Raw genomic sequence first — 13,343 nt, 5'->3', positions numbered from 1 at the left:
CACGGGTGTTCCTTGGTGAGCGTGACCAGTTCGGCGACCAGCTCCCGGTGCCTGCCCGCTTCGAGACCGGCTTCGATCCAGTGCTCCAGCGTGCGGGGTCCTTCACGCGCCGCCGTGGTGACTGGTGCCCTCAAGGAGTCCTTCAAGGACCGGCCGCTACCCGGCTCACCCGCCGTAGGTACCTAAACACCCTTCGCTAGAACGACCCAAATCACTCACGAGGACGTGTGCTCAGTGCTCCGGCGCAAGCCGCCAAAACGCCGAAACCGGGCCGACCTTCGCTCCCATGGGGTAGGCGTTTTCGACCGCGTGTGAGACAAACCACTTGCCGTAGCGGGCGGCCTCCACGACGGACATCCCCTTCGCGAGACCGGCCGTCAGCGCCGACGCCATCGTGTCCCCGGCGCCGTGCGTGTGCTGCGTCGCGAACCGCTCGCCGGGCAGTTCGACGAACGTAGTGCCGTCGAAGAGCACGTCGACGCACTCGGGATCCGAAACGAGGTGACCGCTCTTCACGAGGACGTATTTCGGCCCGAGCCGGTGCAGGGCGACGGCCGCCTGGTGCATTTGCTCGCGGGTGGTCACCGTCAACCCGGTGAGCAGGCGGACTTCGTCCAGGTTGGGCGTGAGGACGGTCGCGCGCGGCAGGAGTTCGTCCCGCAGCGCCACCAGACCGGCCTCGTCGAACAGCGGATGGCCGTGCATCGACGCCGCGACCGGATCGACCACGAACGGCACCTTCGCGTCGCGGCCGATCTCGGCCTTGTCGCAAGCGGCGGCGACGGCGTGGATGATCTCGGCCGAGGCGAGCATGCCGGTCTTGGCCGCGTTGACACCCATGTCGGCCGCGACGGCCTCGATCTGCCCCGCGACGATCCGCGCGGGGATGTCGGTGCGGTCGTGCACACCGAGGGTGTTCTGGACGGTCACCGCGGTGACCGCGACCAGACCGTGCACCCCGCAGGTGAGGAACGTGCGCAGATCGGCCTGCAGGCCTGCCGCGCCGCCGGAGTCGGAGCCGGCGATGGTCAGCGCCGACGGCGGGCTGGGGTTCTCGCTCATGGGTTCATTTTCCCGGCTCGTGTTTTTGGTTCAACCCAGGTCCGGGCGACACCGGTTACACGGTCAAGACGAGCTTCCCGGTGACACGGCCGCCTTCGCCGACTTCGTGGGCCTTGGCGACGTCCTCCAACGGGAAGGTCTGGTCGACGTGGACGCGCAGTTCGCCCTTCTCGATCAGGCCGGTCAGTGCCAGCAGGCCGAGCTGATCGGGTTCGGCGAGCATCCCCGACGTCCGCACGCCGAGCTTTTCGGCCTTGGCGGCAACGGCTTCGCTCACGCCACCCGGAACCGCGATCAGCAAGCCACCCGGCTTCACCGAGTCCAGCCAGCGCAGGTCGCTCTGCTCGCCGACCAGCCCGAACACGACGTCCACGCCGGACGCCGTCGCGGTCTCGTCGTGGTAGTCGATCGGCTCGTCGACGCCGAGCGCGCGGAGGAAGTCGTGCTTCCCGGCGCTCGCCGTGCCCAGCACGTACGCGCCGCGAGCCTTCGCCACCTGGACGGCGAGATGCCCGACACCGCCCGCCGCCGCGTCGATCAGCACCCGCTGTCCAGGCTGGACACCGGCGATGTCGACCAGGCCCTGCCATGCGGTGAGCCCGGCGAGCGGGAGTCCGGCGGCCTCTTCGTGGGTCAGGTTCGCGGGCTTGCGCACGAACTGGCGGGCGGGGGCCGTCACGTATTCGCCGTAGCCGCCTGCCTGCCGGGGGAACCACGGGAAGCCGAGGACCTCGTCGCCGACGGCGAAGTGCGTCGTCCCGGCACCCAGTTCCTCCACCACCCCGGAGACGTCCCAGCCGAGGACGAACGGCGGCTCGCCCATGAAGACGCCGTACGCCCGGGTCTTCCAGTCGACCGGGTTGATACCCGCGGCACGCACCCGCACGAGCACCTCCGTCGGGCCGGGCACCGGACGGCTGGTCTCGGTCACCTCCAGCACCTCGGTGCCACCAAGCCGCTGCTGGGTCACGACACGCATTGAAAGCTCCTCCGTTGTTGGTGATCTCCATCCTCGGCGCGTTGGTCACTTCTCGCCAGAAGGCACTTATAGGTAAACTAGGTACCTGATGGATACCACCTGTGAAGTGCCGGAATCGCCGTGGGACATCTACCTGCGGAACTGCCCGTGCCGAGACGTCCTCGATTTGCTCGCCAACAAGTGGACCGCGCTGGTGCTCGGCGCGTTGTCGCGGCGTGCGCACCGGTTCGGCGAGCTGCGCCGCGCCGTCGGCGGGATCAGCCAGAAGATGCTGACCCAGAACCTGCGTGCACTCGAACGCGACGGCCTGGTCACCCGGACGGTGTACCCGACCACGCCGCCCACCGTCGAGTACGCGTTGACCGAACGCGGCACCGGCGCGAGCACGCTGCTCATGGCGGTCAGCGAATGGTCGATCGCCAACTTCGACGGGATCCTGGAGTCCCGGAAGAGCTACGACTCACGGGTGCTGGAACCCGTCGGCTGAAGCCCGCCCGGCGGGCATCCGGACTTCATCGGGAAGTCGGCGACAACTGGTACTGGGCTGTGGACGCGCCGCACCTCAGTGCCCGCTGAGTGTCAGGAAAGGGTCTTTCAGGACAAAAAGTGTCCTGAAAGACCCTTTCCTGACACTCGCGCTTCAGACCTCGCTACCGCAGCCGCCAGAACGGCGAAACCGGCCCCACACCCGCCCCCAGCGGATACGACTCCGCCACACAACGCTCGATGAAGCGTTTCCCCTCGGCGACCGCGGTGGGAACATCGGCCCCCTTCGCCAGCGAAGACGTGATCGCCGAAGCCATTGTGTCCCCGCCGCCGTGCGTATTCGGCGTGTCGAAGCGCGGCCCGCTCAGCTCGACCCACGACTTGCCGTCGGACAGCAGGTCCACGCAGTCCTGTGCCGCGTCGAGATGCCCGCCCTTCACCAGTACCCACTCGGAACCGAACTCCAGCAACGCTTTCGCCGCTTCCCGCTGGGTCACGGACCCGGTCACGCGAACGCCGGTGAGCAGCCGCACCTCGTCGAGGTTCGGCGTGATCAGCGTGGCACGCGGGAAAAGCTCGGTGCGGATGGCTTCCAATGCTTCTTCGCGCAGCAAAGCGTGACCGGTCATCGACGCGGCGACGGGATCCACGACGAACGGCGTCGAAGTGTTCCGTCCGATGTGGACCTCGTCGAGGGTTTTGGCGACGGCGTTGATGATCTCGGCCGTGGCGAGCATCCCGGTCTTGGCGGCGTCGACGCCCATGTCGGTGGCGACGGCCTTGATCTGGCCGGTGACGACATCGACCGGTATCTCACTGAAACCCTGTACGCCCAGCGAGTTCTGCACGGTCACCGCGGTGAGCGCGACCATCCCGTGCACGCCATTGGCGAAGAACGTGCGTAGATCGGCCTGGATGCCCGCACCACCACCGGAATCCGATCCGGCGATGGTGAGGGCGGTCCTGGGCGTGGACGTCACTGATTGACCACCGGCAGGTAGACCTTGTTGCCGTGCTCGGCGAACTCGTTCGACTTCTCCGACATACCGGCTTCGATCGCTTCCACAGTGGACAGTCCGTGTTCATCGGCGTACTTGCGGATGTCCTGTGTGATGCGCATCGAGCAGAACTTCGGCCCGCACATCGAGCAGAAGTGCGCCGTCTTCGCCGGTTCCGCGGGCAGCGTCTCGTCGTGGTACGAGCGCGCGGTGTCCGGGTCCAGCGACAGGTTGAACTGGTCGTTCCAGCGGAATTCGAAGCGGGCCTTGGAAAGCTCGTCGTCCCACTCCTGCGCGTACTGGTGCCCCTTGGCCAGGTCCGCGGCGTGCGCGGCGATCTTGTAGGTGATCACGCCGGTTTTGACGTCATCGCGGTTCGGCAGGCCGAGGTGCTCCTTCGGCGTGACGTAGCAGAGCATCGCCGTGCCGTACCAGCCGATCTGCGCCGCGCCGATCGCCGAGGTGATGTGGTCGTACGCCGGCGCGATGTCGGTCGTGAGCGGGCCGAGGGTGTAGAACGGCGCCTCGCCGGTCAGTTTTTCCTCAAGCTCGACGTTCTCCTTGATCTTGTGCATCGGCACGTGGCCGGGGCCCTCGATCATCACCTGGACGTCGTGTTCGCGGGCGATATGCGTGAGCTCGCCAAGGGTTTCCAGTTCGGCGAACTGCGCGCGGTCGTTCGCGTCGGCGATCGATCCGGGACGCAGGCCGTCGCCGAGTGAGAAGGTGACGTCGTATTCGCGCAAGATCTCACAGAGTTCGGCGAAATTGGTGTACAGGAACGATTCCTTATGGTGTGCGAGGCACCAGGCCGCCATGATCGAGCCGCCGCGCGAGACAATGCCGGTGACCCGGCGCGCGGTCAGCGGGATGTAACGCAGCAGCACGCCGGCGTGCACGGTGACGTAGTCCACACCCTGCTCGCACTGTTCGATGATGGTGTCGCGGTAGACCTCCCACGACAGCTTTTCCGGTTCACCGTTGACCTTTTCCAGTGCCTGGTAAATCGGCACGGTGCCGACCGGGACCGGCGAGTTCCGGACGATCCACTCGCGGGTCTCGTGGATCCGCTTGCCGGTGGAGAGGTCCATGATCGTGTCGGCGCCCCATCGGGTTGCCCACACCATCTTGTCGACTTCTTCCTCCACGGACGACCAGACGGCCGAGTTGCCCATGTTGGCGTTGATCTTCACCAGGAACTTCTTGCCGATGATCATCGGCTCGGACTCCGGATGCTTGCGGTTGACGGGGATCACCGCGCGGCCGCGCGCGACCTCGTCCCGCACGAATTCCGGCGAGCAGCGCTCGCGTGCCGCGACGTACTCCATTTCGCGGGTGATGACGCCCTGTTTGGCCCAGCCCAGCTGCGTGTTGTGCTCGCGGCCATCGGCCCAGCCCGCACGCAGCCGATGCAGTCCACTGTGGACATCGATCTGCGCGTCGTCGTCGGTGTACGGACCCGAGGTGTCGTAAACGTCGAAATGCTCGCCGTTCGAAAGATCGATCCGCCTCGCGGGGACCCGGAGACCGGATTCCGTCTGGTTGTAGACCTTGCGGGAACCGGTGATCGGCCCCGTGGTCACGGTCGGCGTGATGTTCTTGGCGTTCTCAAGCGTCGTCAACGACGTTCACTCCCTACGCCGGCATTACCCGGTCAGGTTCATGCGGTCGGCGGCACCGGGTCCCCTAGAAAGACTCCAGCCGCCCTCTCAGCCCGCCATGGCGCGAGCTCCCGCGGTTGTTTGGTTGTGCCCCGACCATGCCACGCGGAGGCTCCCGCAATCAACCCTCCAGGGCGACAGTCACTCCGAAGCCGACCAGGACACCGCCTGACGTGCACCCCTCCCGCGCAAGTAGAGGACTGGTTGCGATCCATGCGCGTGCAACTACCGCAACCAGTCCTCTACTTGCATGATCGACAAGTCGACAGCGTTACCGGTTCACCGGTTTGGAGCATGTGCGCGCACGGGATTCACGACAGAATTCCGATGCTCCGCACCGTTACAGAAGTCTGGGGTCGACATGCGAAAACTCTTACTCCCGGCGCTGGCCGGGGTGCTGATCGCCGGGCTGGTCCCGGCCGTGGCGGGGGCACAGGGTGGTGGGGCGCCCGGCGCGCCCGGGGCCCATCCGAGCTGGCTCCCGGCGAACAAGACCGGCTTCGGCACCGCCCGCGACAGGGCGAGCAACGTCTGGTTCACCCTCCAGGGCGGCCGTCTCTCCGAGGTCTACTACCCGGATCTGTCCACGCCGGGTGTCCGCTCGCTCGACCTCGTCGTCACCGACGGGAAGAGTTTCGCCACCGTCGACTCTTCGGCCAAGTCGCAGCAGGTGCGCCGCACCGACGCCGACGGCCTCACCTACGAGCAGACCATCACCGACGACCAGCGCCGCTGGAAGCTCCGCAAGACCTACGTCACCGACACGGCACGCGCGAGTGTGCTGATCGACGTCGACTTCGTTTCGCTGACAGGCCGCCCGTACCAGGTGTACGCCGTCGCGGATCCCGACCTCACCAACGAGGGATCCGACGACTCCGCCCGATCACAGGGCGCGAGCGCCGTCGCGTCCGACGCGAAGACGGCGGCCGCGCTGACCGCGGAACCGGCGTTCTCCCGCACCAGCGTGGGCTACGCGGGTTCGTCCGATGGCCTTACCCAGTTGACGAAGTCCTTCACTCTCAAGGATTACGCGAGTGCGGCCAAGGGCAACGTGCTGCTCACCGGGCAGACAGTCGCCGACGGTGTCCGCGCCCGGCACTTCACGCTTTCGCTTGGCATGGGCGCGAAGGACTCCGACGCACTCGCCAACGCGAAAGCGTCGCAGCGGCGCGGATTCGTCGATGCCGCCCGTTCGTATGAACGCGGTTGGAAGCAGTACCTCCGTCAGGTGAAGGACGTGCCGTCGTCACTCAAGACGAAACAGGAACGCGACCTCTACAAGGCGTCCGTGCTCATGCTCGCGGCGAGTGAGGACAAGATTCACCAGGGCGCGTTGATCGCGTCGCCGAGTATGCCGTGGCGGTTCGGCAACAACGACCCGGAGTGGTCGCCGTCGGGTACTTATCACCTGGTGTGGCCGCGCGACCTCTACCAGATCGCGACCGGTCTGCTCGCCGCCGGTGATCGCGACGCCGCGAACCGTTCCGTGGACTACATGTTCGGTACCCAGCAGCTGCCGGACGGTCATCTGCCGCAGAACAGCCACGTCGACGGCACGCCGTACTGGAAGTCCATCCAGCTCGACGAGACCGCGCTGCCGATCGTGCTCGCCAAGCAGCTCGGCCGCACCGACGCGAAAACCTGGCAAGGCGTGCGCAAGGCGGCGGAATTCCTGTTGTCCTACAAGGCGGACAACGGCCACGCCTCGCCGTACAGCCAGCAGGAGCGCTGGGAGGAACAGGACGGCTACTCGCCATCGACGATCGCGTCCGTGCTCGCCGGTCTGGTCTGCGCGGCCGACATCGCCAAGGCGAACGGTGCCGCCGACGACGCGCGGCGCTATCTCGCGACGGCCGACGCGTTCAAGGCGAAGCTCACCCAGTGGACGGTGACCACGAACGGTCCGCTGTCGAAGGACCCGTACTTCGTCCGGCTGACCAAGGACGGCAACGCGAACAACGGCACGAAGTACAACCTGGGCAACTCCAGCGTGACCACGGACCAGCGTGCCGTGACCGACGCCGGTTTCCTCGAACTGGTGAGGCTTGGCATCTATCGCGCCGACGATCCGGTGATCCGCAACAGCATCAAGGTCACCGACGCCGACATCGCGTTCACCACCCCGAAGGGTCAGTTCTGGCACCGATACACGAAGGACGGCTACGGCGAGAAGGCCGACGGCTCACCGTGGGACTACACGTTCCCGGCCGAAAGCCGGACCACTTTCGGGCGACTCTGGCCACTGCTCGCGGGTGAACGCGGCGAATACGACCTGGCTGCCGGTGATCGGGCTACGGCCGCGAAGCGCCTTCGCGACCTGGGGCGCGTCAGCAGTTCCGGCGACACCATGCCGGAGCAGGTCTGGGACGAGAACGCCCCATCGGGTCAAACGGGCTTCCCTGCGGGCACCCCGACGGCGTCCGCGACCCCGCTGGCCTGGACGCACGCCCAGTACCTCCGGCTCGCCTGGTCGGTGCGGGCCGGTGCGGTGATCGAGCAGCCGCGGGTGGTGCGGTGCCACTTCCTGGGCTGCTGAGTCCAGCCTGCTTGCCTACCCTCACGGTCAATGCCAGGCTCGGGTAAATGTCAGGAAAGGGTCTTTCAGGACATAAAATGTCTTGAAAGACCCTTTCCTGACACGTGGGTCAGTCGTCGGCGGACTCGGACTCGGGAGCGGCCTCGGGCAGCCAGGAGTTGCCCGGGACACCCCATTTGTTCGACTTGAGCATCTTCTTCGCCGCCCGCGCGTGGCGGCCGACCAGCCGGTCGAGGTAGAGGAAGCCGTCCAGGTGATCGGTCTCGTGCTGGAGGCAGCGCGCGAAGTACCCGGTGCCCTCCACCTCGATCGGGTTACCTTCGGCGTCGACGCCGGTGACCTTCGCCCACGAAGCGCGCCCGGTCGGATACGACTCACCGGGGGCGGAGAGACAGCCCTCCCAGTCGTCGTCCGGGTCCGGCATCGTCTCCGGGATCTCCGACGTCTCGAGCTTCGGGTTCACCACGAAGCCCTTGTGGTGCGTGCCCTCGTCGTCGGGACAGTCGTAGACGAACACGCGCAGGTCGAGGCCGATCTGGTTGGCCGCGAGGCCCACCCCTTCGGCGGCGTACATGGTCTCGAACATGTCGTCGATGAGGGTGCGCAGCTTGTCGTCGAACTCGGTGATCTCCCGAGTCGGGTTGTGCAGCACGGGCTCGCCGGCGATCACGATGGGATGGACGGTCACGCGCGCAGTTTAGTCGGACCCTTCTGATACACCCTTACCCATGACGCGCCGACGCCGATGCGGAGGCCGGGCATCGGTTCCGTGGTCTAATGGCGCCGCGGAACGACAAGCCTGTGGTTACACGCCCGCCGAGCACTGACCTGATTGCGAGGAGTCAGATGGACGCCGCGGAGTCGATGGCTGAGCCCGACCAGCCGTCCCCGTCGGAGACCGTGAGCGGCCTCAGTGAGCGCGAACTCGACATGCTCGCCTTCGAACGGCAGTGGTGGAAGTACGCCGGCGCGAAGGAACAGGCCATCCGTGAACGCTTCTCGATGTCGACGACGCGGTATTACCAGCTGCTGAACCGGCTGCTCGAGAAGACCGAGGCCATGCAGGCCGACCCGATGTTGGTCAAGCGCCTGCGAAAGACGCGAGCGGCCCGGCAGCGCAATCGCGCGGCCCGGCGACTGGGGATCGATCTCTCATGAGTCTGTTTTCGGGTCTGTCCCGGCCGATGAAGGCCGCCGGACTGGCCTTGGTCGGTGTCGCCGTGATCGCCGCCGTGGTCGGCGGGATCACCTTGGCCACGAGCGGCGGTGACTCGGACACCGCCACTCCGCCCGGTTCCACGCCCACGACCTCGGACGGCGGGGTCTCGCCGTCGTCCCCGGCACCGGGTTCGCCTCCGGCCGGCTCGCCGCCCGCGTCGTCGGCCTCGCCGTCGAGCCCGCCCGCGAGTTCCGCGCCGCCGGGAACCCAGCCGGGTCAGCCGGGGCAGCCCGGCCAGACCGGGCAACCCGGACAGCCGGGGCAACCGGGGCAACCGGGCCCCGGGCAGCCTGGCGGCGACCAGCAGGCATCCAACAAGTGGGTGACCGTGCGCGTCTACAACAACAGCACCATCCACGGGCTCGCCGCACGCGCCGCCGACGACTTCCGTGCCTCGGGCTGGAAGGTCGAAGAGGTCAGCAACTACTCCTCCGGCGTGATCCCGGCGACCACGGCCTACTTCCGGCCGGGTACCGACGAGGAGGCCGCCGCGAAGGCGCTGGCCCTCGAGTTCGGGTTCCGCGCCGAGCCGCGTTTCGAAGGCATCCAGAAGGCCGCCCCCGGCGTGATCATCATCGTGACGAACAACTACAAGACCAACGGCAAGACCGGCTCCTAGCCGTTCAGAAAGGAGGGCCCTCGCTCCGGGTGAGCGAGGGCCCTTTCTCATGCCTGGTTCTGGGCGTAGGCCTCCAGTGCCGCCAGCTGGGCGGGGTCGAGCGACGGCCGCACCGCCTTGGCGGCCTTCGTCAGATGCGCGGCGGTGACCTCCTTGGCCTCCAGCGACTCCCGCATCGCGGTCAGCGCGGCCTCCCTGATCAGCGCCGCACAGTCCGCCGCCGAGTAACCGTCCAAAGTGGCCGCGTACGCCGCCAGGTCCACATCGGACGCCAGCGGGGTGTTCTTCGCGCTGGCGGCCAGGATCGCCTCGCGCGCGTGCGTGTCCGGCGGCGGGACGTAGACGCGGCGCTCCAGCCGTCCCGGCCGCAGCAGCGCCGGGTCGACCAGTTCCGGCCGGTTCGTCGCGCCGAGGACGACGACCTCGCGCATCGGCTCGACACCGTCCAATTCGGTCAGCAGCGCCGCGACGACCCGGTCCGACACGCCGGAGTCCGATGACTGGCCACGGCGCGGGGCGAGCGCGTCGATCTCGTCGAGGAAGATCAGCGACGGCGCGGCCTCGGCGGCGCGGCGGAAGAGTTCCCGCACCGCGCGTTCGGACTCGCCAACCCATTTGTCCATCAGTTCGGCGCCCTTGACCGCGAACACGTTCAGCGCGCCGGTGCCGGCGAGCGCCCGCACCAGGAACGTCTTGCCACCACCGGGCGGCCCGTACAGCAGCACGCCACGCGGCGGGTCGACGCCGAGACGTGCGAACGAGTCCGGGTAGCGCAGCGGCCACAGCACCGCCTCGGTGAGCGACTGCTTGACGTCGACCATGTTGCCGACGTCGTCGAGGGTGAGCCCGCCGGTGGCCAGATTGTCCGAAGTGGACATCGAGATCGGGCGGACGGTGGTCAGCGCGTCGAGCAGATCCTGCTGGGAGATCCGCGGCTCGTCGGCTTCACGCTGCCGCAGCGCGGCGCGGAGGGCGGCGTCACGGCGGAGCGCGATGAGGTCGGCCGCCACGAAACCGGGCGTGCGCTCGGCGATCGGGCCGACGTCGACGCCGGTCTCCAGCGGGGCGTCACGCAGCAGGACACGCAGCAGTTCCGTGCGGGTCTTGGCGTCCGGCAGCGGCAGGCCGAGTTCGCGGTCGAGCAGGTCGGCGGCACGTAGCCGCGGATCGGTGGATTCGGCGCGACCAGTGGTGGCGATGACGGCGAAACCCTTGTTGCGCAACGCCTTGCGCAGGTCGTCGAGGACGACCGTCGCGAGCGGTGGCGGCTGGGACGCGGGCAGCAGCGCGTCGACGTCGGTGATCAACAGGGCGGCGGGATCTTCGTCGCGGGTGGCCTGCGCGATCGCCTCGCGCAGGCGCGCGGCCGCCACGTTCGGATCGAGGACGGCGATGTTCGGCGCGGCCAGCGAGACCACTCGCACCTTCTCGGCCTGCGCCACGGCGCGGACCAGCGTCGCCTTGCCGACGCCCTCCGGGCCGGACAGCAGGACGCCGAGGTGCGCCGACGTGCCCAGCTTCGCCAGCAGTTCGGGACGGTGGAAGGCCAGGTCGAACCATTCGGCGAGTTTGCGCGCGGCGGATTCGGAACCGGCGAGATCGGAAAGTGGTGGCACGATTTCCTCGGCCACCTCGTCGGCCTGCTCGTCCTCGACGATCTCGGCGTCGATGAAGTCCTCGTGCGGGGTGCTGGGCGTGCTCCGCACCAGCGTCGTCCCGGCTCGGGCCGGTACGGCGGCGGGTGCGGCCTCGCCGGTACGGGCGCCGTCGCGCCAGCTGACCACAGTGGACGGTCCGACGGCGACCGGCCCGGACGGCTCGGTGGCGGTGACGGTGAGCAGTTCGTTCGTCCACGTCATGCCGATGGCGCGGGAAAGCTGGCCGCGCACCGCGGAGACGTCGGACCCCGGGGCGGGGGCGAGATCTTGGGGGAGCAGGGAAACCGCGTCGCCGACGGTGAGCACCTTGCCGATCAGGGCGAGCCGCAGGGTGTGCGGGGAGAGCGACACGCTGGCCATCCGCGAGCCCGACACGGTGACCGTCTTCGCCGCCGACACCTCCGCCGGCGCGACAACGACCTCCGAACCTTCGGTCACGCCGAGGTTCGACATCGTGACGTCGTCGAGGAGGATCACGCCCGGGATCCCTTCCGCTTCCGCCGGGGCGGCCAGCGCGGAACTGACGCGTGCGCCGGTGAGGCGGACGGCGTCCCAGGCCATCAGGCCGAGCGCGTCGAGGACTTCGGGATGCAGCCGGACGACGCCGCGGCGGGAGTCCAGTGCGGACGGGGTGTGCCGGACGGTCAGCGTGATCTGGGGTGCGCTCACCCCGTCACCCTATCCAGGCTCAGGCCGCCCAGCCGTTGAAGTGGGCGATCCGCTCGAGTGGCGGCCGCTTGGCGGGCCGGAACTCCCGCTGGGTCGTGTACGCGACGGCCAGCAAGGAGATTTGCGTGACGTCGCCGGGGATTCCGAGGAGTCCGGCGACCTCGGCCTCGTGCTCGGCGAGGTGGTAGGCGCACATCGAACTGCCGAGACCCTTGGCACGCAGTGCGAGCTGGAAGCTCCAGATCGCCGGGTACGACGAGCCGTAGTACGCGTTTTGCTCGATGTGCCTCTCGGGCGGCCGGCCGGTCAGGCACGGGATCACCAGCGCCGGGACGCGCTCCAGGTTGTCGACGAGGTACCTCGCCGAGGTGAACGCGGACGGATCGACGAGGTGCTCGTAGCGCTTCATCGTGGCGATGGCGTCTTCGCGGACGATCTCGGCGATGGGGGCGCGCAGGGCCGGGTCGGTCACGACCACCCAACGCGCGGCGTCGAGGAGACTGCCCGCGGCCGGGGCCTGCTGCGCGATGCGGAGGCAGTCCTTGAGCAGATCGGTGGAAACCGGCCGGTCGAAGTCGAGTTTGCGACGGACCGAGCGGGTGGTGGTGAGCAGTGTTTCGACGTCCATTGATGCCTCCCAGGGTGACTTACGACGTAAGCATACGATGTAAGTACTTACGGCGTAAGGGGCTAGCGGTAGATTCTTGGTATGGCGCTCAGCAGGGAGAAGGTGCTCGACGCCGCGCTGCGGCTCGCGAGCGAACACGGCCTTGCCGGGCTGTCGATGCGAAAACTGGCCGCTGAGCTGGGTGTCGAGGCGATGTCGCTGTACAACCACGTCGCGAACAAGGGCGATCTGCTCGACGGGTTGACCGCGCGGGTCTTCGAAAGCGTGCCGCTGCCCGCTCCCGGTCCTTGGGACTCGCGACTGCGAGAGCTCACCGTTGGCCTGTACTCGGCCTTCTCGCGCCACCCGGTCGTCGTGCGTGCTCTGGCGACCGACCAGGCCAACCCGCGTTCGGTGGGGGCACTGAAGTTCATCGACGCGATGCTCACGGCGCTCTTGGACGCCGGACTCTCCGAACGCGACGCGGCCCGGGGCTACCGGTCGCTGATGGGGCTGATTTTCGGAGCCGTGCTGACCGAATCCGTCGGGCTTTCCGGTGGCGTTTCCGAGGCGGGTGGTTCTGACGTGCGTGGTTCTGAGGTGCGTGCCGAGCCGGTCGACGCCTGGTTCCAGCGGCTCGTGACCGCTCGTGAGCTGCCTGCCCTGCACCGGGTGCTGCCGTCGATGCTGGACGGCGACTGCCTGCAGGACTTCGAATTTCAGCTGGACCTGCTGATCGGCGGTCTCGGTGCTTCCGTCCGATAGCAAGGGACCTTTGCTATCGCTCGCGGCCCCAAGTACATGAAGGCCCCCTTGCTTGCGCCTAGCGCAAGCAAGGGGGCCTTCATG

12 protein-coding genes and 1 riboswitch are annotated in these 13,343 nt (G+C 67.8%); of the genes, 5 read left to right on the top strand and 7 right to left on the bottom strand.

Features of this window, described 5'->3' with window-relative positions; genetic code table 11:
• Window positions 1-231: 231 nt before the first annotated feature.
• On the bottom strand, window positions 232-1,062 hold the full coding sequence (gene thiD / locus AB0M65_RS35420; protein WP_364037952.1) for a bifunctional hydroxymethylpyrimidine kinase/phosphomethylpyrimidine kinase: 831 nt from the start codon (window positions 1,060-1,062) through the stop codon (window positions 232-234).
• A gap of 55 nt (window positions 1,063-1,117) precedes the next feature.
• Complete coding sequence (locus AB0M65_RS35415) at window positions 1,118-2,041, bottom strand: NADP-dependent oxidoreductase (RefSeq protein WP_364037949.1); 924 nt, start codon at window positions 2,039-2,041, stop codon at window positions 1,118-1,120.
• An 88-nt stretch (window positions 2,042-2,129) separates the two neighbouring features.
• Here AB0M65_RS35415 and AB0M65_RS35410 point away from each other — a divergent pair, with 88 nt between their 5' ends.
• Window positions 2,130-2,528: a helix-turn-helix domain-containing protein gene (locus AB0M65_RS35410; protein WP_364037946.1), complete on the top strand. Its 399-nt coding sequence runs from the start codon at window positions 2,130-2,132 to the stop codon at window positions 2,526-2,528.
• A 163-nt stretch (window positions 2,529-2,691) separates the two neighbouring features.
• Here the strand turns inward: AB0M65_RS35410 and thiD (AB0M65_RS35405) are convergent, their stop codons facing one another.
• Together thiD (AB0M65_RS35405) and thiC are read right to left on the bottom strand one after the other, a co-directional pair.
• On the bottom strand, window positions 2,692-3,507 hold the full coding sequence (thiD, locus tag AB0M65_RS35405; RefSeq protein ID WP_364037943.1) for a bifunctional hydroxymethylpyrimidine kinase/phosphomethylpyrimidine kinase: 816 nt from the start codon (window positions 3,505-3,507) through the stop codon (window positions 2,692-2,694).
• Window positions 3,504-5,147, bottom strand: a complete 1,644-nt coding sequence (gene thiC / locus AB0M65_RS35400) for a phosphomethylpyrimidine synthase ThiC (protein ID WP_364037940.1) — start codon at window positions 5,145-5,147, stop codon at window positions 3,504-3,506. Before thiC ends, thiD (AB0M65_RS35405) begins: the two co-directional genes overlap by 4 nt.
• A riboswitch (TPP riboswitch) is annotated at window positions 5,141-5,271 on the bottom strand. It overlaps the preceding gene by 7 nt.
• A 276-nt stretch (window positions 5,272-5,547) precedes the next feature.
• Here thiC and AB0M65_RS35395 point away from each other — a divergent pair.
• Window positions 5,548-7,722, top strand: coding sequence for a glycoside hydrolase family 15 protein (locus AB0M65_RS35395; RefSeq protein WP_364037937.1), 2,175 nt, complete (start codon window positions 5,548-5,550; stop codon window positions 7,720-7,722).
• A 109-nt stretch (window positions 7,723-7,831) separates the two neighbouring features.
• On the opposite strand, the gene AB0M65_RS35390 is transcribed toward AB0M65_RS35395, so the two are convergent.
• Window positions 7,832-8,410, bottom strand: coding sequence for a peptide deformylase (locus AB0M65_RS35390; protein ID WP_364037934.1), 579 nt, complete (start codon window positions 8,408-8,410; stop codon window positions 7,832-7,834).
• Between the two features lie 158 nt (window positions 8,411-8,568).
• Between AB0M65_RS35390 and AB0M65_RS35385 the strand changes: the two genes are divergently transcribed.
• Both AB0M65_RS35385 and AB0M65_RS35380 read left to right on the top strand, forming a co-directional pair.
• A complete protein-coding gene (locus AB0M65_RS35385; RefSeq protein ID WP_364037931.1) occupies window positions 8,569-8,880 on the top strand; it encodes a DUF3263 domain-containing protein in 312 nt (103 codons plus the stop codon).
• Window positions 8,877-9,560, top strand: a complete 684-nt coding sequence (locus tag AB0M65_RS35380) for a LytR C-terminal domain-containing protein (protein WP_364037928.1) — start codon at window positions 8,877-8,879, stop codon at window positions 9,558-9,560. Before AB0M65_RS35385 ends, AB0M65_RS35380 begins: the two co-directional genes overlap by 4 nt.
• A gap of 47 nt (window positions 9,561-9,607) precedes the next feature.
• Here the strand turns inward: AB0M65_RS35380 and AB0M65_RS35375 are convergent, their stop codons facing one another.
• Window positions 9,608-11,887, bottom strand: coding sequence for an AAA family ATPase (locus AB0M65_RS35375; RefSeq protein WP_364037925.1), 2,280 nt, complete (start codon window positions 11,885-11,887; stop codon window positions 9,608-9,610).
• A gap of 19 nt (window positions 11,888-11,906) precedes the next feature.
• Window positions 11,907-12,515 carry a nitroreductase family protein gene (locus AB0M65_RS35370; RefSeq protein ID WP_364037922.1) on the bottom strand — a complete coding sequence of 203 codons (609 nt, stop codon included), beginning with the start codon at window positions 12,513-12,515 and terminating at the stop codon, window positions 11,907-11,909.
• Between the two features lie 81 nt (window positions 12,516-12,596).
• On the opposite strand from AB0M65_RS35370, the gene AB0M65_RS35365 reads away from it, so the two are divergent.
• On the top strand, window positions 12,597-13,259 hold the full coding sequence (locus AB0M65_RS35365) for a TetR/AcrR family transcriptional regulator C-terminal domain-containing protein (protein WP_364037919.1): 663 nt from the start codon (window positions 12,597-12,599) through the stop codon (window positions 13,257-13,259).
• The last annotated feature ends 84 nt before the right edge of the window (window positions 13,260-13,343 follow it).

Source organism: Amycolatopsis sp. NPDC051071 (genome assembly GCF_040682875.1).
In the GTDB taxonomy this organism is placed as follows: domain Bacteria; phylum Actinomycetota; class Actinomycetes; order Mycobacteriales; family Pseudonocardiaceae; genus Amycolatopsis.
Note: the sequence above shows the minus strand (reverse complement) of the source record. Positions and strands in the feature narration are given on the sequence as shown.